Below are 24,825 nucleotides of genomic sequence, written 5' to 3'. Positions count from 1 at the left end.
GTGCACTCGCCAAGTCGCGGCATCAGCCGCGGGGCCGGGTGACCCACGTGACCACCAGAGCCGCCGCACTGCCGACCGTGCACACGCCCCACACGGCGAGGTAGGCAATCAGCGTCGGGGTGTCCGTGCCGTCGGTCACCAGCGTGCCGAGCAACGTGGCGAACAGTCCGCCCGCGACCGTTCCGCCGATGACCTTGACGTTGCTGTACACGGCCACGGCGCTCGCCGAGCGGTCCGTCGGACTCGCCTCGACGATCACCGTGGGAAGACCACTGATCGCGAGACCCATTCCGGCACCGGCGATCGAATAGCACAGGGCGAACAGATACAGGGACCCGTTGGCGGCCATGATCCCCGCGTGGCCCGCGGTCAGCAGGACGAGGCCGAGCAGCAGCAGCCGGTGCATGCCGATCTTCGCGGCGAGCGAGCCGCTGCGGCCCGCGGCGATGAACGCCAGCAGATGCGGGATCCCGCCCCACAGGCCGATGCTCAGCGGCGAGAGGCCGAAGCCGTAGCCGTGCTCCTCCGGTGCGGCTTCCAGGTAGGAAATGGACACGACGGGGCCGGCGAGCATGATCACGCCGAGCATGAACGTCGACAGCAGATGCGGGGCGACCCGGCGTCCCGCGACGGCACGCACGTCGACCAGCGGGGCCGGGTGGCGCAGCTCCCAGCGCACCCAGGCGGCGAAGAGGGCGAAGGCCGCGAGGATCGTGCCGAGGGTGCCCAGCCGCAGCCAGCCCTCGTCGGTTCCCCTGCTCAGGGCCGTCAGGAGCAGCACCAGCGAAAGGCCGAGCAGGCCCGCACCGGGCCAGTCCATGGCGCCCGTCGCCCGCTCGCGGCTCTCGGGTACGCCGACGAAGGAGATCACGGTGCAGAGCGCGGCCAAGGCGGCGAACGCCCACAGGGTGAAGCGGATGTCGCCCAGGAAGTGGTCGAGCGGCGCGGAGAGGAAGGAACCGAGCATGGAACCGAGCGCCAGCGCGGCCACCAGCATCCCGACGGCCTTGCGGTTGTCCGCCGTGCTCAGCCGGTCGCGGCACAGTCCGATCTCCAGCGGGAGCAGCGCGGCCAGCGGTCCGAGGAGGATCCGGCCCAGCAACAACAGCGCGAGGTTCGGCGCGAGCGCCACGATCACACAGCCCGCCGTGATGCTGAGCATGGCCACGCGCAGCATGCGCCGATGCCCGTACCGGTCGCCGAGCCGTCCGAAGACAGGGACGGACACCGCGGCCGCGAGGAACTGCAACGTGGTGATCCACTGGGCGTCGCCGGTGCTCACCCCCAGCACGTCTCGTATCGCGGGAATGAGGGGAGTCGTGCCGCCCTGGATGAAGCCGCTGGTCAGCTCGACGAAGACGAGCAGTCCGACCACGGCACGCGCCCGCGAACGGCTCTGCGACGGTATCGATTCATCGACATCGGGCGTGGCGCTCATCTACTTGCCCCCTTCGGACGTCGACGCGACGACGGGGACCGCGGGCGGCTGGGTACGCGCGAGACGGGCGAGGGCAAGTTCGCTCAGGAGCGCTGCCTGGCGGGGGAGTACGACGTCGTCGAAGACGGCCTGCGGCGCGTGGTTCATCGGCGCGGTCGCCGGGTCGCATCCCTGCGGTGCCGCCCCGAGCAGCAGCATCGCGCCCGGTACGTGCTGGAGCACGCGGGAGAAGTCCTCCGAGCCGCTGGCCGGTTGCGGGGAGACCCACACCTGGTCGTCACCGACGAGCTGCCGTGCGGTCTCCAGGGCGAAGCCGGTCTCCTGCGGATCGTTGACCGTGACCGGATAGAGCACCTCGTAGTCGACCTCGGCCGTCAGCGCGTGGGCGGCCGCGATCGAGCGCACGAGGCGGGGCAGCCCCTCGGTGAGCCGCTCGTGGTTCTCGGCGGAATAGCTGCGCACGGTGGCCTCGAAGACGGCCGTCTCCGGGATGACGTTGTGCTGGGTGCCGGAGTGGAAGCTGCCGACCGAGACCACGACGGGATCGAAGATGTCGAAGGTACGGGTGGTCCAGTTGTGGATGGCGGTCACCATCTCGCAGGCCGCGGGAATCGGGTCGAGTGCCGCGTGCGGCGCGGATCCGTGGCCGCCCCGGCCGCGCACCGTGACCCGGAGGATGTCCGAGGCGGTCATGACGGTGCCCGGCCGGCTCACCACGAGACCTTGTGGGATCCGGTTGGCGGCGACGTGGATGGCGTAGGCCGCGTCGAGCGGACGGCCGGCCGCTTCGAGCACGCCTTCGTCGATCATCGCGCCCGCTCCGTCGTGCCCCTCCTCACCGGGCTGGAACATGAACACCACGTCGCCCTGCAGGGATTCGCGGCGCCGGGCAAGGAGCTTGGCGGCGCCGACCAGGGCGGCGGTGTGCAGATCGTGGCCACAGGCGTGCATCCGGCCCGGAATCCGGGAGGCGTAGGAGACACCGGAGTCCTCCTGCACCGGCAGTGCGTCCATGTCGGCCCGCAGCAGCACCGCGCCGCCCGGGCGGCCTCCCCGCAGCACTGCCGTGACGGAGCTGAGGTTCTTGCCCGGCTCGATCTCCAGCGGCAGCCCGGCCAGCGCGGCCAGGACCTTCTCCTGCGTACGAGGCAGCTGCAGCCCCAGTTCCGGCTCGCGGTGCAGTGCGCGCCGCAGCTGCGCCATCTCGTCGCGCATGTTCTCGGCGTCCTCAAGTACGGACACGTTCGCCCTGCCTCTCTGCTCGAACACCCCGTGCCCTGCACGCATCCCGCCCCGCCTGCACTGCACTCGATCGCGCCTATGCTGAAGTCGTGGCGTCAGGCCTGGCCAGAAAGTGATGGATAAGCGCAACAGGGGTCGATGAGATGAAGGATCGCGCGATGCTGGATGGTGTGGACGCCTTGCTTGTCCACGCGCTGCAGATCAATCCGAGGGTGGGCTGGTCCCGGCTGGCGAAGGTCCTCGGCCTCGACGCGGTGACGCTGGCGCGGCACTGGAAGCGGCTGACGGACGACGGCGCCGCCTGGACCAGCTGCTACCCCGGCCCCGCCATGGCGCTGGCCGGTCACGGCTGCCTGGCGTTCGTCGAGGTCGACTGCGCGGGCGGGCGGATCGCTCAGGCCGCGGAGCAACTGGCCCGTCTGCCCATGGTGATCACCGTCGAGCACGTCACGGGCGACCGCGATCTGCTGCTGACCGTGATGGCACCGGACCTCGCCACGCTCTCCCGCTGGATGACCCGGACACCGGCCGAACTGCCCGCCGTCGTCGCGGTCCGCGCCCAGGTCGCCGGCTCCATCTACACCGAAGGCAGCCGCTGGCGGCTGCGTTCGCTCACCGCCGCCCAGACCACGGCGCTCACCCAGGACCTGCCGGCGCCCGAACCCCCGGGAGATCTGGTGCTGTCGGAGCTGGACCGCCGCCTGATGGTGGCGCTGTCGGCCGACGTCAGAGCCTCCTTCACGGCCCTGGCACCGGAGTGCGGCGCGAGCCCCGACACGGTGCGCCGGCGCGTCAACGGGCTCCTCGCCTCGAGAGCCGTACATCTGCGCTGCGAAATCGCCCGCCCGCTGTCGGAGCGACCCGTGGCCGCCGTGGTGTGGGCGCAGATTCCCTCGGGCGAGGTGGAGGGCGTAGCCCGCCGTATCGCGGGAATGCCGGATGTGCGCCTGTGCGCCGGCATCACGGGTCGGCACAACCTTCTGGTCATCGCATGGGTGCGTTCGGTCAACGACCTGCAGAAACTGGAAACCCGGCTGTCCGGCCACGCCCCCGGCATCGTCATCGCGGACCGCGCGATCGCCCTGCGGACCGCGAAACTCAGCGGCCACCTGCTCGACGAGAGCGGGTACCGCACCGAGACCGTCCCCATCGACGGATGGAGCGAGCCGGCTCCGTCCGGTAAGCCTTCCTGACAGCAGGATCCCGGCCATACTCCGCAGGGAGCAACCGACTGGCCAGGGAGCAGGGGGAGTTGCGCCATGATCGAGTTCATCCGCCTGACAGACGTGCCACCACGCGCGGTCATGGACCTCCTGAACGAGCCCCGCAACGCTCGACACATGCCCTTGGCGGGCGAGTTCGACGAGCAGGCGACCCTCGACTGGATCCGTTCCAAGGACGCCCAATGGGACACGAACGGCTACGGCCCATGGGCGGTCCTCATCGACGGCGAGTTCGCCGGCTGGGGCGGTTTCCAGGCCGAGGAGGGCGGCGCCGACTTCGCACTCGTCCTGCTGCCGGGTCACTGGGGTCACGGAGGGGACATCGCCAGGGCGGCACTGCACCGGGGATTCGACGAACTCGCCCTCGACACCGTGATCATCGCCCTGCCGTTCACCCGAAGCCCGACGCGCGCTGTCGCACGCCTGGGCTTCGTCCCGGACGGCGAGGTGACGTATGGGGGTGCGTCCTTCCGGCAGTACCGGCTGACAAGGGAGGCGTGGGCAGTGGTCGGTCAACGACCGTGAGTTGATGCTCCGGGCGGCGCCGTCAGATGCGCGAACACCACCACATTGCCCCGGTACCGCCCGCGCCGCGCGTCATACCCGCCCCCACAAGTGATGACCCGGAGTTCGGGCCGGTCGCGGTCGGCGTAGACCTTGTTGTCGGGGAAGGCCGCGGCGTCGTAGACCTCGATCGCGTCGATCGTGAAGTGCGCCGTGCGGCCGTCGGCGCGGGGGATCTCGATGTGCATGCCCTTCTTGAGGGCGCCGAGGCCGTAGAAGACGGCGGGTCCGGTGGGGATGTCGACGTGGCCCGCGATGACGGCGGTGCCGGTCGCTCCGGGGGTGGGGCCGCCGCGGTACCAGCCCGCGAGGTTGGCGTCGCGGTCGGTGGGGGACGCGAGGCGGCCGTCCTTCTCCAGGTCGAGGCCGGTGAGGGGCGCGTCGACGCCGATGGCCGCGATGCGGATCCGCTGCGGCGCCGCGGGCGGTAGCCCCGGTACGTACGCCGGGCGGTCGGTGTCTTCGTCCGGGCTGTAGGCCTGCTCCTGGCCGGGCTGCGGGGGCGGCGTGGCCGCGCCTTGCTCGGTGATGGCGTGAGAGAAGAGGGCCACGGCGGTGCAGCTCAGGAGCAGGGAGTTGAAGCCGCGGGCCAGGCGCCGTGTCCGTGTTCGTCGCGGACGGTCCGGGAGTTGGTGGGCCGTGGTCATGGCGGGTCCTAGTACCGGAGCGGGTCCTTGTACCGGAGCGGGACGGCCGGGCCGGTACGCGCACGCACACGGAGGGCGCACCGGCCAGGGTGCCGTCAGCGGCCGGAGCGTGCGGTGCGACGTCGTGCGGCGTAACCGGCTGCCGCTGCCACGGCGATGGCCGCCGCTGCCGCCGTGTATCCGGTGAGGTCTTGGGTGGAGGCCTCGCTGGTGGAACCGGACCCGGTGTGCATGGCCCCGCTGGGCTTCTTGTCGCCGGGCTTGACCGTCGTGTCACCGCAGATCCGCTGCGCCTCGGAGGCCGCGGCGTCGGCCTTCTGCTTGAGGTCGGCGACGTTGTCCTGCTCGGCCTGTCCGGGGTGGCCGCCGCCGTCGACGGTCTTCTGGTAGTCGGCCTGCGCGGACTTGTAGGCGGACTCCGCTTCCAGCGCCGCGGCGGTGGCGGGGTCGCACCGGGTGTCGGCGGCCGAGGCCATCGGCGCGCTCAGCAGCAGGGCGGCAGAGGCGAGCACGGTACCGGTGGCTATCTTCAGCGAACGCATCAGGATTCCCTCCGTCGGCGGCGGCCGCGGCACCCCGTGTGCCGCTACGGCGTTTGCCGCTGCCGTCCCTTCGAGGACACCCGCGTCCTGGGCGGGGCGCATGTGAGGCGGCCGGGTGAGGCGCCGTCGGGGGCCTGCCGGGTGGGGGAGCAGTCCTGGTCACGGAGTCCGCTGCCCGCCAACTGGGCGATTCGCCGCGGCGTTCCACCGAACGTGGGCGGGCGAGCGGACGTGGGCGGGCGAGCGGATGGGGATCTACTTGCCGAGGTCGGGCAGCAGCGAGTGGACCATGGCCCCCTCCCTGGCGATCAGGACATCCCCGTACGTCAGCAGCTGCGGCATCGACAGGTCCCGTACACCGTCACTCGGCCACTTGGTGTCGACGTGGTGGCGCCAGAGCTGCTCGCCGGTGCGGGCATCGTGTCCGGCGAGGTCCCCCGTCGCACTGAAGAAGTACACGACGTCGTCGTGCGCGGCGATGAGGCGGTAGCCGATGGCCGGCGCGTATGCGAAGCCGGACTCCGGCAGCTTGATGCCGGTGGGGACGCTCCATCGCGTTTCGCCGGTGGTCAGTGAGACGGCGGAGGCGACGCCCTTTTCGGACAGCGTGACCAGATCGTCGCCGATCACGCCGATGCCGTGCATCGGACCTGGCATCCGCACTTTGTGGCCGGTCTGCTTCCCGGCGGCGTCGACGGTGGTGTAGGTCGTGTCCCACGGTGCGTCGCTGCCGGGTTCGGGCGGTGCGCCGAGGGCGGCGAGCACGAGCGCGTCCGGTGTGGTGCCCGCGACGTGCTGCTTGCCGGGGACGGTCGCCACCTTCTCCGCCACGCCGGTTGCGGCGTCGAGGCGGTAGACGTCGGTGTCGTCCTTCCGGTCGCGTTCCCGCGTGCACAGCAGATACGGCGTCCCGTCGAGTACGGACCCCTGGCACCACAGGCCCTTCTCCCAGGTGCGGCTCCACTTCTTCTCGCCGGTACGGGGATCCAGCGCACTCCAGACCCGGCCGGGCGTGTTCACCAGGACGGCGCCGTCGATGAGCATGGCGCGCTCGTCGCTGCGGTTGTCGTCGTACATCTCGAACGACCACAGAACCCGGCCGGTCCCGGTGTCGACGCCCACCAGGTCGGTGCCCGGCCGGTAACCGCCGTCCGGTCCCTTCTCGGCGGTGTGGTTGCGGTAGATGAACAGCACCCCGTCGCGTACGGCGAGGGGCCGGCCGATCTGGGCGCCGCCTTCGCCGTGGACCTTGAGGGTCCACTGCTGTTCGCCGGTACGGGCGTCGAACTTCACCGCGTCGTACCGGTACCCCTTGCAGTACAGGTCATCGCCGTTCAGCACACACCCGTTCCCGGCCGTCCTGTCACTGTCGATGCTCCAGGGGTGCCAGCCGTCGGGCACGGTCGCCGGACGGTCCGTCCGCTCCTGTCCGCCGTCCCGGTAGGTACCGAGGCCGGACAGCGAGGCGAGGATGACGACCGCCACCGCCGCGGCCGCCAGGGCCATCTGCCGTACGCGGCGCCTGGCACGCCGCCGCAGCACCCGCGCGGCCAGGTCGTCGGGCGCCCGCACCCCATCCAGGACGACCGCGTGCAGCGTCTCGCGGACCTTCTCCTCCACCAGTTCCGTGGTCATCCCCGCACCCCCTTCGGCGCGTAGCCGAGCAACTGCGCCTGCCCCAAGGACTCTTCGGGCCCGAGCTCCGGGACCATCGTCCGCAACTTCGCCAGCGACCGGTGCGCCGTACTGCGCACGGTGCCGACCGCACACCCCAGCAGGGCCGCCACCTCGGACTCCGACAGATCCTCGAAGTAGCGCAGCACGAGCACCGTCCGCTGCCGCTGGGTGAGCCGCCCCAGTGCCGCCCACAACGCGATCCGCAGTTCCGAGCCCTCCGCGGCATCGGCGGTCTGCGGAGCGTCGGGCAGTACGGACACACTGGTCTCGGCCCGGTGCCGGCGCAGCCGCCACCGGTTGACCTGCTGGCGGTACATGACCTGACGGATATACGCCTCGGGCTGCTCGATCCGCCCCCACCGTCCGTACGCCTTCATCAGCGCGATCTGCAGCAGATCCTCCGCGGCATGGCGGTCCCCGCCGGTCAGCAGCACGGCGAGGCGCAGCAGCGCCGTGGAGCGCATCGCCACGAACTCACCGAACTCGTCCTCTTCGGAGACCGCCATGGCCCCTCCCCCTTGCCCCGGTTCTGTCGCCGGCTCCCTCAACGACGTGATGGACCCACCGGATCTATGCGTGCGTCGGGGAATCTTCTCCGTCGCCTCGACGCCGCCGGAAGCGCTCCAGGAGGACCAGGGACACCACGCACGTCAGCACGGGTATTCCGGCGAGCAGCGCGACAGGGTGGAGCAGCGAATCGACGAACGGGTTCGGCCGGGGATCGAGGTCGGTCGGGAGCTCGCCCATGGCCATGGCCGTGAAGAAGATGGCGACCCCGAGGAAGAAGCCCAGCAGGCCGAAGAGGACAGCGAGCTGCAACGACGTGGCGAAGCCCTGCCAGTTCCGGCCGTGGGATCCGCCGCCCGTCGCCTCTTCCGCCCACCGGACTTGGCGGACAGGTCTCCAGTACATCCCGTAGAGGAACCACAGGATCAGCAGCACGACGAGGAGACCGACGGAGAGCAGCATGCCGTGCAGCCCGGCGTTCTCGCCCTCCCAGGCCACCGCGGCGGCGATGTTGGGCCCGGCGATGGCGGCGGGCAGGAGGAGCCACCACAGCAGATAGGTCCGGACGACCTCGATCCCGCGGATCCGGGACCTGCCGACGATCTCGTAGCCGGTGGTCGTCCTGACCGAGAACAACCCGCTCTCGTCGCGGTATCCGGTCCGCCGCACGTAGTACCGGCCGAGCGGGAAGACCGGCAGGATCACCATGAACCAGCAGGTGGCGAAGAACGCCCCGCTCTCATCGGCACGGGAGTTGTGCAGCAGCATCGTGCCGAGGGCGTTGTGGCTTTCCAACGTGGGGAGTTCTTCGTCGGGGGCCAAGGGGTACAGAGAATCGGCCATACGGAGCAGGATGTTCAGCCCTGGGCCGTCTCAACCCTCTCGCCTCCGGCGAAGTGCCACTGCCGCCGGCTCAGGTCATCCGTGGGTGGCCCGCCCGCGACGCCCACGGACGATCCGGACCGCAAGCAGCCCCGCGGCCGCCACCAGCCCGGCACCGACCAACAGGCCGCTGTACGCGAAGGATTCCTCGGGCTCTGCCGCGGCTCGGGGTGCAGCCTCGACCGTGCCGGGCTTGCTGTCGCCGTCCGTACCGCTGCCGTCCGCCGGTGCCCCGGCTGCCCCGTGCGCGGCAGCCGAGTGCTTCTTCGCCGGGCGGGCATCCGCACCGCAGCCGCTGAACCCGGCCGCCGTCTCCACCCGCACGCACACGGCGCTGCGCGAACGCGGTGCGTCGGCGTCGTCGGACTGCGGCACGACGACCGTCGAGTGCAGCGTCCTGCTCTCCTTCGCGTCGACGCCCAACTGCCAGACCAGCCACTCCTGGTCGACGAATCCCTGGGGCGCGGACGACTCGACTTTCGCCCCGCCCGGCAGCATCTGCACGATCTCGGTCTCGGGGAAGTCCTGCGCGGTGCGGTTGCGGACGACGACTTCGTACGTGACCCGCTCACCGGGGCCCGCGGACCGCGCCACCTTCTCGGCGGCGACCGCCCGTACCTTCACGGAGAAGACGTCCTCGCCGGCCTTGCCGTGCGGGCGCACCTTCACCGTGGGGCCGTTCCCGTGCTGGGCGTGCGGATCCCCCACGGGCTCGTCGTGCTCATGATCGGAACCGGTCGCGAAGGCCGGCACGGTCACCGCCCCGACGGCCGCCCACGACAGCAGACCACACGCCAGCAGGCGACCCACGCGCCCGAAGTCCATACCCATGTGCCTGACCTCACGGATGTCACCAGGTTCCGGCACCCTGCGCCAACCGGTCCTGGAATTCGAACAGATCGAGACGCATCTTCACCACCCACCCCGCACACGGCACGCGCACCACCACGACACGACGACACCCACCACCGGTATGGCCACCGTTGGCCACACCAATGGCCGAAGCTGTCCTGGCCGGACGGGGGCGTCCCGGGGGAGTGCGGGTTGATGCGGGCCGGTAAGGTGACGCTCTTCGGGCCACCGGGTACCGGAGTCCTCAAGGTGAACGCCGATGAACCTCCGTCCCCTGACCCCTGGATCCAACCCTGCGCCGCGCACCGCGTGGCGGCTTCCCACTGCCGATGCGCTGCGGGGCCACCGCGCCCTCTGGTGGAGCGTCGGGCCCGGCGGAGAGCTTGCGGTGCTGCTGGTCCAGCGGCGGTTCCTCCGGCGCAGCCGTTACGTGAAGGGGTGGGTCGGGTGGAGCCCGGAACCCCCGTTCACGGGCGAGTTGGTCATCGTCACGGGACAGCTGGAGCACCGCGTTCTGGTGAAGGACATCCGGATACGGCCCAGCCACCTGGCCTTGCTCCCGGACTCCCGCTTCCTGCTGGTGAACGGACGCACCCGCCGCAAGGAGCCCGACGGACCCTGGGCGGCCAACGCGGTCGTGTTCTCTCCCACCGGAACACCCGAGGCCGAATTCTGCGTCGGTGACGACATCGCCGCCGTGGTCACCGACGCGCACGGAGGAATCTGGACGGCATACGGCGACGAGGGCATCTACAGCGGCCATCCCGAGTCGGGTGAAGGCCTGGCGGGCTGGGACGCTCAAGGCCGCAGCGCGTGGGTGCCCCCGGGCTCGCCTCCCGACCACCCCCTGCAAGGCTGCACCGCCGCGACGGAGGGTGACCGAGTGTGGCTCGTCTGGTACTCCGGCGGCACCAAGGCAGGCACGTATCTGACGCGCATCACTCCCTCCACCGGCGACGTCACCCACTACCGCAGCCCCTTGCCAAGGCCGGACGGCTTCGCGGTCCACGGGCACCGGGCCGTTTTCACCCGCCGCGACCACAACCGGCGCTCCGTCACGCTCACACGCGCCGAACTCGACGGCACGACGTGGACGGCGAGCAGCCACCACCGACTGCGCCTGCCCGGCCGCGTTGTCCTGCACTGCGGTCAGGGCCGTGAAGGCTCGCTGTGGCTGCGCGCCGGCAACGCGTGGCTGCGGATCGACGCATGATCACCCGGGCGGCCGGGGACCACAGGCGTCGTCTTGCAGCCGCCGAAGAGCCGCACCTCGTCGGAGTCCGGCACCGCATTGAAATCGCCGGTGACGACGGGAGGGAAGCCTGTGCCGCCCCGGTACGCCGCGACGAACTCGGCGAGCGCCGCGACCTGTTGTTACGTGAAGTGCAGGTCGAGACGGGACGCGAGCCACTGCATGCGCTCAGTCCCCGAGGATCCGCTCCCACAACAGCCCGTCACGCCACGCCCCGTCGAGGAACGTCGAGGCGTGGGCGACGCCGTACGGAGTGAAGCCGTTGCGGCGCAGTACGCGTTGTGACGGCAGGTTCTCGAGGTTGGTGGATGCCTCCGCGCGGTGCAGGGCGAGGTCGTCCGTCATCACCCGGAGCGCCAGTTCGACGGCCCGTCCGGCGTGTCCTTGGTTCTGCGCGGTGCTGGCGATCCAGTAGCCGACGGAACCGCGCCGCAGATGGGGCTGCGGCAGGATGCCGCCGATGGTGATCTGTCCGATCACCTCGCCGTCGGCGATGATGACGCCCGGCCAGACCGAACCGGCCTTGTGACCGGCCAGGAGTGCGTCGATCCGCTCGGCCTGCCCTTCCGGAGTGAAGTAGTCGGCGGGCTGCGCCGGTTCCCACCGCCGGAACGCCTCGATGTCCCGAGCCCGGTGCACGGCGATCGGAGCGGCATCGGTGGGCTCGATGAGACGGATCGTCGTGCTGTGTGTCATGAAGTGATCCTCGTCGGGCGCGTCGTTCGGATGGGAGCGGTCAAGCCTGGGGACTCGGGGGCGGGGCAGCAGCCTAGGCGCGCCCCGGCGCCGAGTCGATCGCCGCGTCCTGCGCATTCGCAGCGTGAGGCGGGGTGGCGAAGTAGCCTGCGAAGGCGGGGCGGGTGAGGCGTCCAAGAGGGGCACCTCGGGTATGCGCGGCGGCCAGGAGGAACGATGGGTGGGACCAGGGCGGGGGCGACGGCGGCCGAACTGCGCGCCGGCGTGCGTGGATTGCTGAAGGTGCTGGAGCCGGAGCAGGCGCGCGAGTTGCGTTCCGCGCCGAGCCGTCTCGACGCCGCCGAGCTGAGGGAGTGGACCTACCTGCCGGGCGCGCGGCCGGGGTTGAGTACCGAGGGGCTCGACCAGGAGCAGCGCGCCGCGGTCGACGGTGTGCTCGCCGCCGCGCACGGCGCGGTCGGCGCGGATCTGGCGCTCGGCGCGATCGAGGTGGAGCGCCACCGGCGCGAGCTGGTCGGGGCACCGGGCGCGGACCGGTACTGGCTGCGCCTGCTCGGCGATCCGGACGGCGACGGCCCGTGGGGCTGGCGCATGAACGGCCACCACCTCGCGGTGCACGTACTGATCGCATCGGACGAGGTACGGGTGACGCCCCACTTCATCGGCGCCGAGCCCGCTCGGATCACCACCGGCCCGCAGGCAGGCCGCCGACTTCTCGCTCTGGAGGAGGACCTGGCCCGGGACCTCATCACCGACATGGACCGTTCCCGCCGCTCAGCGACGGTCTTCTCGGCGGAGCCACCGGACGACGTCCTCACTCGCGCCGACCCGTTCGCCGACCCCGCCGTACTGCCGGCCGGCCTGTCGTACGCAGCCATGACAGCCCCTCAGCAGCAGCTCCTCGAACGCCTGGTGCGCCGCTACCTCGACCGTGCTCCGGACGCGTACGCCCACGCCTGCTGGACGGATCTCCAGGAGCGCGGCCTGGACACGCTCTCCTTCGCCTGGGCCGGCGGGACGGCGCTCGGCGACCGGCACTACTACTGCGTCCGTGCGCCCGACTTCCTCGTCGAGTACGACAACACCCAGGACGACGGCAACCACGCGCACTCGGTGTGGCGGCACGTGCGCCACGACTGGGGTATCGATCTCCTCAAGGCGCACTACACGGATCAGCACGTCTGACGTCCAGGACGGGCGGACCGCCGGGCCCACAGGTCTCCCTGCGCGGGCACCGCCGGGCCGACGTAGCGTGATCCGTATGTGCTGGAGCGCGTCGGCCAACCTCGTGGCGGGCGGGGCCATCGCGGCGATCGGGGTGGCGTGCGTGACCCGCGCGGCCCGCAACCGCCCTCGCGCGCTGCCCCTGGCCGCGCTCCCGCTGCTCCTCGGGGCCCACCAGCTGATCGAGGCGTACATCTGGAACGCCGGCGGCGGCAGCGGCCCGGCCACCGTCGCCTGGGCCGTGATCGCCCTGCCGCTGCTTCCGCTCTGGGTCTCGTTCGGAGTCCTGTACGCCGCACCGCCCAGGGCACACCGACGCCTTCTGCTCCCGGCGACAGCCGCCGTACTGACATCCACCGCCCTCGCTCACACGCTCGCCACGACAACGGTCACAGCCGAGATCCGCGGGCACACCATGGGGTACGCCATCGGCCTTCCGCACGCTCCGGTACTGCTGGCCGGCTATCTCGTGGCGACGGTCGGGGCGTTGTTGTGGTCGGGGGACAGGGGGCTCGTCCAGCTCGGTCTGCTCGCCGGGATCGGCGCGGCGGTGTGCGCTGTGGTGTGGCGTACGGAGTTCATCTCCACGTGGTGCGCATGGGCCGCGGTCTGCTCCGTCGTGGTCTGTCGGTGGTCCGGTACGGAGGGGTCGGCTGCGCGGCGGGAGGCGGGGCGGGCCCGGGTGAGGTAGCGCGGGCCCGTCACCGACCGGCCGGCGACGCGACCCTGGGCGGGTGGAGCTCGGCGCGCCGTATCACGGGGACAGAGAGGGCGAGTGCCGCAGCGAGCAGGCAGATCGCACCGCATCCGACGAAGAACGTGCCCGCTCCCCACAGGTCCGCCGTGATGCCGACGGCCGGGAAGAGCACGGGTGCGAGGCCCAGCGTGCACAGGGTCGTGACCGAGGTGACCCGTCCGAGGTAGCGGGGGTCTGTCTCCGTCTGGACCAGAGCGCTGGTCACGGTGGTCGTGAAGCCGCTGGTCAGTCCGATCAGGGAACCGTGGAGGACGGCGGTGGTCAGCGAGGTCGCGTGTCCCAGGGAGACTGCTCCCGCAGCGGTGAGGAGCAGCGCGCCGCACAGCGTCAACCCGGGACGTGGAATCCGGGTCGAGACGGTGAGCAGCAACGCCGAGGCTGCGGCACCGACGCTGAACGCGCTCGCGATCCATCCCATGCCCGAGGCACCCCAGCCGCGTTCATCGGCGAGCAGCACCAGGCCGGTGGCCACCGGACCGCTGAAGCACATCTCGCTCAGCCCGATGACCGTGACCAGCGGGGCGAGCATCCGGTGGCGGCGGATATAGCGCAGTCCGTCACCCAGTTCACGCCAGGCGGAGCCACGCCGGGTCGCCTCCGCGGACGACGTCCGCACGGTGAGGAGCGTGACGAGCGAGAGCGCGAAGAGAGCGCCCGCGGCGGTGAACCCACCGGCCTCACCGCCGACCACCAGGACAGCGCCCGCCAGGAGGGGACCGACGGCATTGCTCAACCGGATGGACAACCCGCGCATCCCCTGGACCCGGGCGAGCTGCGACGGTGCGGTGATACGCGGCGGGAGCGCGCCCACGGCCGGCATGAACACCGCGTCCACCACGCCGAAGACCAGCGCGACCGCGACCAGCAGCCACATGCTCGGGGACGACAGAAGGACGCCCGCCGCTGTGGCGAGGATCACCACGCAGCGCACCGCGTCGCTGACGACAGCGACCCGGCGCGGCCCGAACCGGTCGGCCACCACGCCCCCGCCGAGCATGAGCACCGCCCGGGGAAGAGCACCGGCAGCGACCACCAGGCCCACCTGAGACGGCCCCCCGGCGCGTGTGGCGGCCCAGGACAGGGCGAGGAAGTACACCACGTCGCCCGTGACCGAGGCCGTGTACGCGGTGAGCCAGCGCAGGACGTTGACGTCCCGGTAGGCAGGTCGCTCGGCGGGCGGAGCCATGCCGGGCGCGCTCACTCCTCACCGGCCACGGGCAGCGCCGTGCCGGGCAGGGGAAAGGCCTGCACTTGGAGCGTCACCGGAGAGGCACCTTCGGGTGCCTCGCTCTCCTCATGCCGGTACCGCGAGATCACCTCGAAGATCTCGGCCCGCAACCGGTCCACGTCGCCCGGAGCCAAGTGGAGGAGGAAGTCGCTGAAGGTGGCGACGTCGAGCCACTCCTGAGGGAGCAGCGGCACCTCCTGCGCAGCCCTCCTCAGACGGTCCGCAGCGGCAAGAGCGACCGTGTGCGTGTACGCGAGCCCCGCCTCGTGCTCCTCAGCAGGCACGGTCGCAGGGTCGTGGATCGACTGACGATGAGCGGACTTCCACCACCGCTCGCGCCCGGTGCCGCGGTCCGGCTCCTCCAGGATGAGCCCACCCGAGGCAAGGCGACGCAGGTGGTAGCTCGCCGCACCGGGGTTGATGCCGAGTTCATCGCCGATCCGGCTGGCAGTGGATGGACCACGTTCTCGCAGCAGATTGAGGACGTTCAGACGCATCGGATGAGCGAGTACGCGCAAGGCGGCGGTGTCGAGCTCGATGTCCCGTCCCGGCACGGCGGAGGAAGCGGCCATGCGCCGAGCGTAGACCTACAACACTTGTTTCAAAAGACTTGTTGTGAACCCGTCCCACGATCCGGTTACTTGGAACACGGGGGAGCGGTTGTCAACGATGAACGGACGTAACGTGAGGCAGGGCGGCCGCGGACGAACCGGCCCCGGAGACTACGGCGGAGAGAGTGACGCAGGTGGCACCAGGGAACGACGACATCAACGCGGCAGTCGGTGTGCTGCGTTCCGGCGGCCTGGTGGGGCTGCCGACCGAGACGGTCTACGGTCTGGCCGCCAACGCGGAGGATCCCGCCGCCGTCTCGCGGATCTTCCAGGTCAAGGGACGTCCACCGTCCCATCCGCTCATCGTCCACATCGGTGGCGCACAGGAGTTGGACGCCTGGGTCGATCACGTCCCCGCGGCGGCCGGGCTGTTGGCCGCACATTTCTGGCCCGGGCCGATGACCCTGGTGCTGCGACGGGGACACCGCGTGCCTCTCGAGGCGACGGGCGGGCTGGAGACGGTGGCGGTGCGAGTACCGGATCACCCGGTTGCGCTGGCCCTGCTGGCCGCATTCGGCGGCGGTGTGACGGCACCGTCCGCGAACGTCTTCGGTTCCGTCAGCCCCACGACGGCCGATGATGTGCGGGCCGAGCTCGGCCAGTTGGTCGACTTCGTCCTGGACGGAGGGCCCTGTCGGGTCGGAGTGGAGTCGACGATCGTGGACGTCACCGGCGACGTCCCGAGCATTCTGCGGCCCGGCGGTGTGACGCGCGAGGCCCTTGAAGCGGTCCTGGGACACTCACTTGCGGTCCCGGAGGCAAGCCCGGTCAGGGTGCCTGGGCAGCACGCGTCGCACTACGCCCCGCGCGCACGGGTGGTGCTCGTCGAATCCGACAGCATCGCGGCGGTGTCCGGCCAGGCACAGGAGGACGGCCACCGCGTGGGAGTCATGCTGCCTCCCGCTCTCGCCGACGCCGACATCAAGGCGCATACCGTGGTGGCCCTGCCCGCCGATCCGGCGGACTACGCACGAGGGCTGTACGGGATGCTCCGCGACCTCGACCGCCGGGGCTGCGACCTCATTGTCGCGACCTTGCCGACGGAGTCGGGACTGGGAGGCGCGATCGCCAACCGCCTGCGCCGTGCAGCCGGTCCGCGCCCCGCGTCTGATCGGGGCGCGACACACGTCCTGGCGTAGTGAACGGCGTCGTCCAGCGAAGAAAGGGCCCTGACCGTGAAGCTGAAGACCATTGCGAACGTGTCGCTTGACGGAGTGACTCAGGGGCATCGGCGGATCGATGTGGTCCCGCCGAGCGCGGCCGACGTACCCGACGAGGACGGCAACGGCGGGTTCCAGCGTTTCGGTTGGGCACCTCCCTTGCTCGATGGCGAGGCTTCGGCGTTCATCAGCCGTACGTTCCAGCGCGCTGACGCGTTCTTGTTCGGTAGGCGGACGTACGAGATCTTCGCCGGCTCCTGGGGGCAAGGAATGGATCCGGGGAACCCTGTCGGACAGGCACTGAACACGCACCACAAGTACGTGGCCTCGACCACGCTCACCGAACCGCGTTGGGCGGGCACGACCGTCCTGTCGGATTACGTGGCGGGCGCCGTCGCCGATCTCAGGGCCGCACCGGGTGGTGAGCTGCAGGTGTGGGGCAGTGGAACTCTGATCCGCCTGCTGCTCCGGCATCGGCTGATCGATGAGCTTGTGCTGCTCACCTACCCGGTTGTCGTCGGCCAGGGCACGCGGCTCTTCCCCGATGACGGGCCCGACATGGGACTGGAGTTGGTGGACTTCCAGGTGACGCCGAAGGGGCTGACGATCCAGACGTACCGCGTCACGGGCCGTCCGGAGTATGAGGCGGCGGAAGCAGGCGGCTGAGCCGGGCGGCGGTGCGGTTCCGTCACTCGCCAGGCACGGCTCATGCGTAGGGCTTGATGGCCACGGTGACATCCATGTCGAAGGTGTTCGTGCCGGCGGGTGAAGGCAGGCCGAGGACGCGGTCGAGTGCGTGGTCAAGGGGGCGGCAGCCGCTGGTGCGCGGGGCGGCGAACTCCGAGGCGCGGGTGCCGAAGCCGACGATCAGCGGGTCCTTGGATATCACCCGTGTTGGTTCGGTGTCCTTGAGCACGAGGTGGATCGGGTCTTCGTCGTTGCCCACCGTGCAGCCCGGCCAGGTGCGGTTCTTCGGCCCGTGCGCCGAGCCGATGGCGAACTTGATGTCGAACTCGCCGCGCCGGGTGTCATCGGACAGGAAGTCCGAGTAGCCGCCGTACTGCGGAGTGAGGGTCAGCGGAGTCCTGTCGAGCCGGATGGGTGCTGCCGTCATCTCGCTGAAGATCTGCCGGAATTCGCCGCCCACCCGGCCTTCCGCGAAGGTGATGGTGAGGGGCTCGGCGAGCGGGGTGTCGATGGCACCCATGCGCAGATGCCCCGTGGCGTGCATGACCTCGCAGCGCCAGGTCCCGGCATCGGCGTCGGCCGGCAGTTCGTCGACGGTCGGACAGGCGGAGAAGTCGAATTCCGGGAGATCGGTGGCTTGTCGGGTGGCTTGCGCGGGAGGGGTGCCCAGAAGGAGCACCGCAAGCAGGGCTCCTGCTCCGGCGCTTGCGCATCGGCGGGCAGCGCGACGTGAAGGCACCCGGCTGACTCGGTTCACTCGGTTCGGCGTCATGCAGCCAGCATTGCAGAGATTCCTCTGCAGAGAAAGGTCTGCAGAGAAAATGCTGCCATCGGGCTAGACTGCCGCCATGACGGACAAGCGGAGAGCCGAAGCCGACGGCCCGGTGCGGCGCACGGTCGACAGCCCTGAGGTGCTCAAGGCCCTCTCGCACCCCTTGCGCCTGCGCATCCTGCGTCATCTCGGCACAGCGGGCCCCGCCACCTCGACCACGCTCGCGGCGGCACTCGGCGAGAACACCGGAACTCTGAGCTACCACCTGCGCATGCTGGAGCGCAGCGGCCTCATCGAGGACATCCCCGAGCGCTCCACCGGGCGTGAGCGCTGGTGGCGCGGGGTACGCGGCCTCGACATCCGCAGGCCTCCGCAGGGGGAACTGACCGAGGCCGAGCGGGCCATGGCCGCCGAGCTCGACCGGATGAGGCTGGAGGAAGACGTCGACCTCGCCCGGCAGTTCACCGCCGGACAGGCCGAATCGGATGGCTGGATGCGAGGATCACGCAGTCTCGTCCATCTCACGAAGAACGAGCTCGACGCGTTCCACGACGACTACCTCGCCCTGCTGGCGCGCTACGCCCGAGGGCCCGAGGACGCCCCGGACGACGCACGACCCGTACTCCTGCGCTGGTTCGGCCTGCCCGCGGACTGACGCGGAGTCACCCCCTGGGCGATCGTGCGTACTTACTCCTCAGTGGCGACCCGCTCCGCGCTTGGTACGAGCCGTGGCGAAGTACGGCTTGCACACGTCGCCGTCCCAGTCGGTGGCGATCTCCAGGAGCCGCGAGCCGCCGGACACGGGGAGCAGCGCGGAGCTGTAGTTCGTGCAGAAGTCGACCTTCTGCGATGCGACGGCGACCGGAGCGGGGATCTCCCGCCAGGCCCCGTTGCCGCCGTCGCTGTTCGTCCAGACCGTGCGGCCGGTGCCCGCGTCACGGGTGCCGTCCGCGTGGTGGAGGACCTGGCCGACGAGGTGGAGCCGTCCCCGGCCGGTCCCGGGCTCTGGTGCCCAGGTGAGGTTGGGGGTGTGGGTGAAGTACTTGCCGTCCGCGGTCTCCGGGCGGAAGCCGAGGTGAGCGGGATCGCCCCAGTTCCAGCCGTCCGCGGAGGTGCGGAAGTGCACGACGCACGCGTACTGCCCGCTGGGTGCGCAGATCTCGAACGCCATGAAGTACGTGCCGTCCGGGAGCGTACGGATCACCGCCATGCCCGGCCGGTCCGTGGACAGACCGCTTGCCACCGTCTCGTGATGACCGGTCCATGTGCGACCGTCCACGGTACGGGCGGCCATCAGCTTCTGGCTGTGCGCCGGGTCGGTCTCGTCGGAGTAGTGCGCGACGAGCGCACCGGAGGCGTCGATCGAGAACTCCGGCTCCCACAGCCCGCGGTCATTGGGTGACGTCGCGATGGTGGAGAGATAGGACCAGCTGCGCCCCACGTCATTGCTCCGGAACACGCGCAGACCCATGCGCCGGTCCGGCTCGTCCTGGCCCACCGAGGCCGCCCACAGCAGGGTGCCGGTGGGCAAGTCGCCGATCGGGCGGGGCAGTTCGAACAGGGAGGCGCAGCACAGACCCTGGCCGCCCGCCGCTTCGGGGTCGGTGACAGTGCCGATCTGGCGGAAGGACTCTCCCTCGTCGGTGCTCTCGTGGATCGCGCCCAGCCCGTTGTTCCCGGAGAAGTTCACGACGGAGGCGAGGATGCGTCCGTTCGCGGCGCCGTTGTGCTCCAGTCTCAGGGCCCGCGGGTACAGGCCGACGTCATCGCGCAGCTTCTGGCCCGTCGCGGCCTGCGCTGCGGACGGCAGCACGAACAGCGTTGCCACCAGGGCCAGTACGGCGGCTATTACGGTGAGGATGTATCTGCGGTGCACAGTGCTCCTCCAAAAGGGGCCGCGTTTCAGGCGGAGGCCCGAACCAAGCGGATGAGGTTCCACGACACCGGCGGAAGCCGGACCGTGAGGACGTTGTCGGCGACCGCCGAGGCATCGGTCGTACGCGGCAGCACCCGGTCGGGTTCCGCCTGTGTGTTGACGGCGTCCTGGTCGTCGTCGGCCAGGACGAGATGCTCGGCCACGCGGTAGCCGCCCGGAAGTCCGCGCAGCGTGGCCTCCAGGAGCTGGGCCTGCTCCTGGTCCCGGTTGACGGCGAGGACCGTCAGCGCGCCGGTCTCCTCGTCGTGCGTCACCACGTGGTCCACGGCCGGCACCTCGCCGTGCCGCGGCGTGTCCAGAAGGGGTCCTGCGGGCTGGGTGCGCAGCACCTGGCCGCGTGCGTGCCGGGCGGTCAGGGCGAACGGATGGAAGATGGTCTGCCGCCAGCCGGCGCCGCCCGGTTCGGTGCGGATCGGTGCGATCACGTTGACGAGCTGGGCGAGGCAGGCGATGGCGACCCGGTCGGCGTTGCGCAGCAGTGTGATCAGCAGGGAGCCGACGACCACGGCGTCGGTGACGCTGTACGTGTCCTCGATCAGGCGCGGTGCCTGGGCGGTCTTGAGGTTCCGCTCGCCGGGGAAGCGCTGGGCGTACCAGACGTTCCACTCGTCGAAGGAGAGCCGGATCCTCTTCCTGGCGCGCTTGACCGACCGTACGTGGTCGGCGGTGGCGACGACATCGCGGATGTAGGCGTCCATGTGCGCACCGGACGCCAGGAAGCTTGCGCGGTCGCCGTCGAGCTCCTCGTAGTAGGCGTGCAGCGACAGGTAGTCCACCTCGTCATAGGCCTGCTCGAGGACCTCGCGTTCCCAGGTGCCGAACGTGGGCATGCCGGAGTTCGAGCTGCCGCAGGCCACCAGCTCGATGCCCGGGTCGACCTGGTGCATGGCCTTGCCCGCCTCGGCGGCGAGCCGCCCGTACTCGACAGCTGTCTTGTGCCCGGTCTGCCAGGGCCCGTCCATCTCGTTGCCCAGGCACCACAGCTTCACGCCATGCGGTTCGCTCACCCCGTGCTTGATCCGCAGATCGGACCAGGCGGTGCCGCCGGGGTGGTTGCAGTATTCGACCAGGGCACGCGCGGCGTCGATGCCGCGCGTGCCCAGGTTCACCGCCATCATCGGCTCCAGTCCCAACCCGCGGGCCCAGGTGAGGAATTCGTTGGTGCCGACCTCGTTGGTCTCGATGGACCGCCAGGCGAGGTCGAGGCGGCGCGGCCGGTCGGCGACGGGGCCGACCCCGTCCTCCCAGTGGTAGCCGGAGACGAAGTTGCCGCCGGGGTAGCGCACCAGGGGAGTGCCGAGCTCGCGGACGAGTTCGGCGACGTCACCGCGGAAGCCCGCGGCGTCGGCGGTGGGGTGGTCCGGGTCGTGGATGCCGGTGTAGACGCAGCGGCCCATGTGCTCGACGAACGTTCCGTACAGACGCGGGTCCACTTCGCCGATACGGAAGTCCGGGTCGACGGTGAACCGTGCGGTGTGCGGCATGGTGCGTGCCTTTCTGTTGTGCGAGAGGGGATGGCTCGGTGTGCGCAGGAGGTGACTACTTGAGGCCGGAGCCGGCGATGCCTTCGACGATGCGGCGCTGGAAGACGGAGAAGACAAGGATCAGCGGGAGCGCGCCCAGGACGCAGGAGGCCATCAACTGGGCGTAGGGGACGCCGAACACGTCCTGGACCGAGGTGAGTCCGACGGGCAGCGGCATCATCTCCGGGTCCGTGACCACCAGCAGTGGCCACATGAAGTTGTTCCACGCACCGACGAAGACGAAGATCGTGACGGCGGAGATGACGGGCCGGGACACCGGCATCACGATCTGCCAGTACGTACGGAGCCAGCCGGCGCCGTCGGCCTTCGCGGCGTCGAGGAGTTCCCGCGGGAGTGCGTCGAAGAACTGCTTGAAGACGAAGACGGCGACGACGTTGGGGACCTGGGGCAGGACCACGCCCCAATAGGTGTTGAGCAGTCCCGCCTCCTGCAGGGTGAGGAACTGCGGGATCATCAGCACCTGTCCGGGGATCATGATTCCGGCGAGGAGCAGGACGAGTACCGCACGGCGGGCGCGGAAGCGGGTGTGCGACAGAGCGAACGCGGCCAGCGAGCCGGCCAGCACGGTCAGGACCGTCGTCAGAGTCGCGGTGATGAAGCTGTTCGCGTACCAGTAGGGCAGTTTCCCCTTGGCGAACAGATCCGTATACGCGTCCAGGGTCGGGTTGGACGTGAACCACGAGGTCGGGTCGGTGATGACCTCCTGCACCGGCCTGATCGAGGTGGCCAGCGCCCACAGCAGCGGCACCAGCCAGACCAGCGCCAGGGCGAGGACCACGGCGAAGGTGACGCGGTGGAAGAGCTTCTCGGAGTCACGGGTCCGTCCGCTCACGGCCTGGCGCGCGGGCACCGCGGCGGAGGCCACCCCGGGTATGTCGGTGACGGTCATCTCAGCGCTCCTTCTCGGCGCGGCGGACAAGGAGGAACCAGACGAGAGAGACCAGCAGGATCACGACGAACAGCAACAGCGACACGGTCGAGGCGTAGCCCACGCGGCCCTCGGTGAAGCCGGTGTCGTAGATCATCTGGAGTGTGGGGCGGGTGGCGCCGTCGGGACCTCCGTTGGTCATCATGTAGATCTGGTCGAAGACCTTCAGTGAGGCGATCACCTGGAGGACCGTGACGAGCGTCGTGGTCCGCCCGAGCAGCGGCAGCACGATGTGCCGGATCCGCTGCCAGGGTCCCGCGCCGTCGATCGCGGAGGCCTCGTGCACATCGCGCGGGATGTCCTGCAACGCGGCCAGATAGAGCACGAAGTTGAAGCCGATCGTCCACCACACGGTCGCGGCGGCGATGGAGATCATCGTCCAGTCGGGGTCGCCGAGCCAGGAGGGCGGTGTGTCCACGCCGAAGAACTTGACGACGTCCTGGGCCAGTCCGACCTGGTCCGCGTAGATGTACATGAACAGCAGGGACACCACCGCGGACGGGATCAGGAACGGCGCGAAGAACGCGAAGCGGATGAACCAGCGCCCGCGCACGAACCGGTCGGCGAGCACCGCCAGAGCCAGTGCGAGCAGCACGAGGGGCACGGTGGTCAGGACGGTGAACCACAGGGTGTTGCGCAGGGTGCGCCAGAACTCCGGGTCGGAGAGCGCGTCGCTGTAGTTGGCGAGGCCCACCCACTCGCCCAGACCGCCGGTCAGGAGCGACGCGTTGAAGAACCCGGTGATGAGCATGTAGATCACGGGTCCGGCCAGGAAGATGACGTAGAACAGCGCGAACGGGGCGATCATCGCGGGGCCCGCGCGGCTGCCGTCGCGGCGCGTGGGCGGCGGTGGTGCGGGCGCGGGGGTGAGCGCGGTGGGTGTCACGGGAGGACCTTTCGTCCGGTCTCGGCAAGCCGTGGGAAAGTGCGGAAGGCGCGGCGTCCTGCACGCGAGGCGTGATCGGAAGCGCTCAGATCGGCGACGGTGTGCCGGCCTGCTTGCGCAGCCGGCTCCGCATGTTCGCCGCGCCGGCCTTGGGACTCCGCGCGCCGGTGAACACCGAGGTCACCGCATCCCCGACCTGGATCTGCAGCGTGCTGCCCGCGCCCCCGTACCAGGCGACCGGGTCATAGACGGCGCCCGCCGCGGCCTCCGCGTAGCGGGACTGCGGCGTGAGCTTCCTGTACGCGTCGGTCGCAAGGGTCGGCTGCCAGGCGGGAACGTGCCCGCCCTCGGCCCACAGCTGGCTCGAACCGAGCATGGAGTGCACGAACTCCAGCGAGAAGTCGAGCCGTTGGGCCTCGGCGGTCGGGGCCTTGGGCAGCACGAGGGCATGCGAGTCGGCGAAGCAGGCGTACGGCGCGTCGGTGAAGATCCGCGGAAGCGGCCGCATGTCGAACGTCACCTTCGCGTCCTGGACGGCGATGACCTGCCAGACGCCGTCCATCAGGAAGCCCGCCTTGCCGGTGGTCAGCATCGTGATCGCGCCGGTGCTGTCGACGCCGGCCGGCAGCACCTTCTCCTCGATGGTGAGCCTGCGGATGTACGCGAGTGCCTCCTCCGCCGCGTCCAGGTCGAGCGTGACCTCGGTGCCCTGGTCGGTGACCAGCGGGGTACGGGTGAGCTGGCTGTAGAACGACAGGAACAGCCGGTACTGCGTGGAGGCGTCCTTGATCGAGGCGACCGCGCCGCCCCACTCACCGGTGACCTCCTTGGCCGCCTTCAGGGCGTCGACGAACTTGTCCGGGCCATCGAGGTCGGCCAGTCGGCCCGAGCCGTCGAGGAGCCCGGCCTTCTTGGCGATGTCCGTGCGGAAGTAGAGCACGAAGGGGTGGGTGTCGAGGGGGATGGCGTACAGCTCGTCGTCCAGCTGAGCCTTCTTCCATGCCGCGGGGTCGAAGTTCCCCTCGGGCATCCCGTTTCTCGCCAGGTCGGCGGGGTCGAGTGCGCTCAGCAGCCCGGCCTGGGCGAGGGTGGGCACCTTCGACAGATGCGCCACGGCGACCTGCGGCGGACGCCGTCCCAGCGTGGCGAGCGTGAGCTTCGTGTAGTACGGGTTGCCCCAGACGAACGTGGTCGCCTTCAGCCGGGTCGCGGCATGCGCCTTCGCGTACGCGTCCTGCATCGCCACCATGCGCGCCCCGTCGCCGCCGGTGAACGGATTCCAGAAGTTCAACTGCCGTTCGGCGGGGGCGCCGCCCGTGAAGCCCTGCGCCAGCGTGTTGCCGCAGCCCGCGACGCCGGCGGACGCGGCCCCCGCGACACCGAGCGCGGCGGCGCCCCGCAGCAGGGAGCGGCGGGACAGCACCGGCCGAGACCGAGGTGAACCGGGGGCGGCGGGCTGAGCGGTGAGCGGTATGCGGTCCCGCATAAGGCTGAGTCCCTTCTTGCAACGTTGCAACGCCGGGCACTCCCGAGGCAAGTGGAGCGCGCATCAGGGTTTTGCAACGTTGTA

Annotated in this window: 25 protein-coding genes and 1 pseudogene; 8 read left to right on the top strand and 18 right to left on the bottom strand. The window is 70.3% G+C overall.

Features of this window, described 5'->3' with window-relative positions; genetic code table 11:
- Nucleotides 1–22: 22 nt before the first annotated feature.
- Both ACIBI4_RS05210 and ACIBI4_RS05205 read right to left on the bottom strand, forming a co-directional pair.
- The gene (locus ACIBI4_RS05210) at nt 23–1,438 is read right to left on the bottom strand and encodes an MFS transporter (RefSeq protein WP_399202233.1); all 1,416 of its coding nucleotides are present in this window, start codon (nt 1,436–1,438) and stop codon (nt 23–25) included.
- Nucleotides 1,439–2,680 (bottom strand): M20 family metallopeptidase, encoded by a 1,242-nt coding sequence (locus ACIBI4_RS05205; RefSeq protein WP_399202232.1) that lies wholly within the window; start codon nt 2,678–2,680, stop codon nt 1,439–1,441.
- Between the two features lie 158 nt (nt 2,681–2,838).
- Between ACIBI4_RS05205 and ACIBI4_RS05200 the strand changes: the two genes are divergently transcribed.
- Nucleotides 2,839–3,873, top strand: a complete 1,035-nt coding sequence (locus ACIBI4_RS05200; protein WP_399202231.1) for an Lrp/AsnC family transcriptional regulator — start codon at nt 2,839–2,841, stop codon at nt 3,871–3,873.
- Nucleotides 3,874–3,939: 66 nt separating this feature from the next.
- Nucleotides 3,940–4,428 carry a GNAT family N-acetyltransferase gene (locus ACIBI4_RS05195; RefSeq protein WP_399202230.1) on the top strand — a complete coding sequence of 163 codons (489 nt, stop codon included), beginning with the start codon at nt 3,940–3,942 and terminating at the stop codon, nt 4,426–4,428.
- Here ACIBI4_RS05195 and ACIBI4_RS05190 read toward each other — a convergent pair.
- The 6 genes from ACIBI4_RS05190 to ACIBI4_RS05165 all read right to left on the bottom strand — a co-directional run bounded on the left by ACIBI4_RS05190 (nt 4,416) and on the right by ACIBI4_RS05165 (nt 9,532).
- On the bottom strand, nt 4,416–5,114 hold the full coding sequence (locus ACIBI4_RS05190) for a class F sortase (protein WP_399202229.1): 699 nt from the start codon (nt 5,112–5,114) through the stop codon (nt 4,416–4,418). The genes ACIBI4_RS05195 and ACIBI4_RS05190 overlap by 13 nt on opposite strands.
- Before the next feature lie 95 nt (nt 5,115–5,209).
- Nucleotides 5,210–5,656 carry a hypothetical protein gene (locus ACIBI4_RS05185; protein WP_399202228.1) on the bottom strand — a complete coding sequence of 149 codons (447 nt, stop codon included), beginning with the start codon at nt 5,654–5,656 and terminating at the stop codon, nt 5,210–5,212.
- 255 nt (nt 5,657–5,911) lie between these two features.
- The gene (locus tag ACIBI4_RS05180) at nt 5,912–7,291 is read right to left on the bottom strand and encodes a PQQ-binding-like beta-propeller repeat protein (protein ID WP_399202227.1); all 1,380 of its coding nucleotides are present in this window, start codon (nt 7,289–7,291) and stop codon (nt 5,912–5,914) included.
- Complete coding sequence (locus ACIBI4_RS05175; RefSeq protein ID WP_399202226.1) at nt 7,288–7,839, bottom strand: SigE family RNA polymerase sigma factor; 552 nt, start codon at nt 7,837–7,839, stop codon at nt 7,288–7,290. The genes ACIBI4_RS05180 and ACIBI4_RS05175 overlap by 4 nt, the downstream gene beginning before the upstream one ends.
- Nucleotides 7,840–7,903: 64 nt before the next feature.
- Entirely contained in the window at nt 7,904–8,683 is a 780-nt protein-coding gene (locus tag ACIBI4_RS05170; protein WP_399202225.1) for a hypothetical protein, read from the bottom strand.
- Nucleotides 8,684–8,758: 75 nt separating this feature from the next.
- On the bottom strand, nt 8,759–9,532 hold the full coding sequence (locus ACIBI4_RS05165) for a hypothetical protein (RefSeq protein WP_399202224.1): 774 nt from the start codon (nt 9,530–9,532) through the stop codon (nt 8,759–8,761).
- Nucleotides 9,533–9,833: 301 nt separating this feature from the next.
- On the opposite strand from ACIBI4_RS05165, the gene ACIBI4_RS05160 reads away from it, so the two are divergent.
- Nucleotides 9,834–10,787, top strand: coding sequence for a hypothetical protein (locus tag ACIBI4_RS05160; RefSeq protein WP_399202223.1), 954 nt, complete (start codon nt 9,834–9,836; stop codon nt 10,785–10,787).
- Between the two features lie 8 nt (nt 10,788–10,795).
- On the opposite strand, the pseudogene ACIBI4_RS05155 reads toward ACIBI4_RS05160, so the two are convergent.
- A pseudogene (locus tag ACIBI4_RS05155) lies at nt 10,796–10,948 on the bottom strand (endonuclease); the annotation flags it as partial.
- 46 nt (nt 10,949–10,994) lie between these two features.
- Nucleotides 10,995–11,522, bottom strand: coding sequence for a GNAT family N-acetyltransferase (locus tag ACIBI4_RS05150; RefSeq protein ID WP_399202222.1), 528 nt, complete (start codon nt 11,520–11,522; stop codon nt 10,995–10,997).
- Nucleotides 11,523–11,738: 216 nt separating this feature from the next.
- Here ACIBI4_RS05150 and ACIBI4_RS05145 point away from each other — a divergent pair, with 216 nt between their 5' ends.
- Entirely contained in the window at nt 11,739–12,707 is a 969-nt protein-coding gene (locus ACIBI4_RS05145; RefSeq protein WP_399202221.1) for a DUF3500 domain-containing protein, read from the top strand.
- Nucleotides 12,708–12,783: 76 nt separating this feature from the next.
- Nucleotides 12,784–13,437 carry a DUF6629 family protein gene (locus tag ACIBI4_RS05140; protein ID WP_399202220.1) on the top strand — a complete coding sequence of 218 codons (654 nt, stop codon included), beginning with the start codon at nt 12,784–12,786 and terminating at the stop codon, nt 13,435–13,437.
- A 10-nt stretch (nt 13,438–13,447) separates the two neighbouring features.
- On the opposite strand, the gene ACIBI4_RS05135 is transcribed toward ACIBI4_RS05140, so the two are convergent.
- Both ACIBI4_RS05135 and ACIBI4_RS05130 read right to left on the bottom strand, forming a co-directional pair.
- Nucleotides 13,448–14,689 carry an MFS transporter gene (locus tag ACIBI4_RS05135; RefSeq protein ID WP_399202219.1) on the bottom strand — a complete coding sequence of 414 codons (1,242 nt, stop codon included), beginning with the start codon at nt 14,687–14,689 and terminating at the stop codon, nt 13,448–13,450.
- 11 nt (nt 14,690–14,700) lie between these two features.
- The gene (locus tag ACIBI4_RS05130; protein WP_399202218.1) at nt 14,701–15,303 is read right to left on the bottom strand and encodes an ArsR/SmtB family transcription factor; all 603 of its coding nucleotides are present in this window, start codon (nt 15,301–15,303) and stop codon (nt 14,701–14,703) included.
- A 173-nt stretch (nt 15,304–15,476) separates the two neighbouring features.
- Between ACIBI4_RS05130 and ACIBI4_RS05125 the strand changes: the two genes are divergently transcribed.
- Both ACIBI4_RS05125 and ACIBI4_RS05120 read left to right on the top strand, forming a co-directional pair.
- Nucleotides 15,477–16,481: an L-threonylcarbamoyladenylate synthase gene (locus ACIBI4_RS05125; protein ID WP_399202217.1), complete on the top strand. Its 1,005-nt coding sequence runs from the start codon at nt 15,477–15,479 to the stop codon at nt 16,479–16,481.
- A gap of 36 nt (nt 16,482–16,517) precedes the next feature.
- The gene (locus tag ACIBI4_RS05120; protein WP_399202216.1) at nt 16,518–17,168 is read left to right on the top strand and encodes a dihydrofolate reductase family protein; all 651 of its coding nucleotides are present in this window, start codon (nt 16,518–16,520) and stop codon (nt 17,166–17,168) included.
- Between the two features lie 40 nt (nt 17,169–17,208).
- On the opposite strand, the gene ACIBI4_RS05115 is transcribed toward ACIBI4_RS05120, so the two are convergent.
- Nucleotides 17,209–17,868, bottom strand: a complete 660-nt coding sequence (locus ACIBI4_RS05115; protein ID WP_399202215.1) for a hypothetical protein — start codon at nt 17,866–17,868, stop codon at nt 17,209–17,211.
- Between the two features lie 169 nt (nt 17,869–18,037).
- Between ACIBI4_RS05115 and ACIBI4_RS05110 the strand changes: the two genes are divergently transcribed.
- Complete coding sequence (locus ACIBI4_RS05110; protein ID WP_399202214.1) at nt 18,038–18,616, top strand: ArsR/SmtB family transcription factor; 579 nt, start codon at nt 18,038–18,040, stop codon at nt 18,614–18,616.
- A 39-nt stretch (nt 18,617–18,655) separates the two neighbouring features.
- Here the strand turns inward: ACIBI4_RS05110 and ACIBI4_RS05105 are convergent, their stop codons facing one another.
- The 5 genes from ACIBI4_RS05105 to ACIBI4_RS05085 all read right to left on the bottom strand — a co-directional run bounded on the left by ACIBI4_RS05105 (nt 18,656) and on the right by ACIBI4_RS05085 (nt 24,678).
- Nucleotides 18,656–19,837 carry a sialidase family protein gene (locus tag ACIBI4_RS05105; RefSeq protein WP_399202213.1) on the bottom strand — a complete coding sequence of 394 codons (1,182 nt, stop codon included), beginning with the start codon at nt 19,835–19,837 and terminating at the stop codon, nt 18,656–18,658.
- Between the two features lie 26 nt (nt 19,838–19,863).
- Complete coding sequence (locus tag ACIBI4_RS05100; RefSeq protein WP_399202212.1) at nt 19,864–21,381, bottom strand: alpha-N-arabinofuranosidase; 1,518 nt, start codon at nt 21,379–21,381, stop codon at nt 19,864–19,866.
- Between the two features lie 55 nt (nt 21,382–21,436).
- Entirely contained in the window at nt 21,437–22,330 is an 894-nt protein-coding gene (locus ACIBI4_RS05095; protein WP_399202211.1) for a carbohydrate ABC transporter permease, read from the bottom strand.
- A 1-nt stretch (nt 22,331) separates the two neighbouring features.
- Entirely contained in the window at nt 22,332–23,255 is a 924-nt protein-coding gene (locus ACIBI4_RS05090; protein WP_399202210.1) for a carbohydrate ABC transporter permease, read from the bottom strand.
- An 85-nt stretch (nt 23,256–23,340) separates the two neighbouring features.
- The gene (locus tag ACIBI4_RS05085) at nt 23,341–24,678 is read right to left on the bottom strand and encodes an extracellular solute-binding protein (protein WP_399202209.1); all 1,338 of its coding nucleotides are present in this window, start codon (nt 24,676–24,678) and stop codon (nt 23,341–23,343) included.
- Nucleotides 24,679–24,825: the final 147 nt, after the last annotated feature.

Origin of the sequence: Streptomyces sp. NPDC050418 (assembly GCF_044458745.1) — a bacterium.
Taxonomy (GTDB): domain Bacteria; phylum Actinomycetota; class Actinomycetes; order Streptomycetales; family Streptomycetaceae; genus Streptomyces.
This window is presented reverse-complemented; position numbering and strand designations above follow the sequence as displayed.